The organism is Corynebacterium sp. HMSC034B08 (assembly GCF_001835805.1).
Classification (GTDB): Bacteria; Actinomycetota; Actinomycetes; order Mycobacteriales; family Mycobacteriaceae; genus Corynebacterium; species Corynebacterium coyleae.
In genome coordinates this window covers 1-567 of record NZ_KV825958.1, presented here as the reverse complement: position 1 = coordinate 567, position 567 = coordinate 1, and positions in this window count along the sequence as shown.

Below are 567 nucleotides of genomic sequence, written 5' to 3'. Positions count from 1 at the left end.
TGGTGTTTGTCCAGGTCGTGTTGGGCATGGTGTTTATTAGTGGGCTCATCGGCTAGTTGGGCGCGAAACGTACTAGCAGCACAGGGCTAAAGCGCCCTGTTTTTCGTGTCTCGAAGGCTATTGTTGCGTGTGTGCTCCTAAAGCGGGGGTAATTTGCGGGGGTAAGCAGGTGGTGCGGATTGCTGAACAATCCGCACGTCACACCCATTTCGAGCCGTTTTCACAGTCGTTGAACAATCCTTCCGACCATTTTAGGGCTGTTTTGAAGTGCTGTTCCGGCATTTCCCCAGGTCGCGATTCAAACGGGCGGGTGTTGGCTGAAAACACCCTTAAACCGCATACTATGCATGCATAAAGATTGTTCAACGAAGTGCACCCAAGGCAAATCAGATCGTTCAACAACCCTTCCGGCCGGTGGTGCTTGTGGGTTGGATTGGTGAACAATCCGGACGTTAACCAGGGTGAAAGCGTTGAACAATCCAGAAAAAACGTTGAACAATCCCGCCAAAAACTCGTAGCACCGGCACACGTTTTACCTGCGCATACAAACTGCATAACCTTATGGAT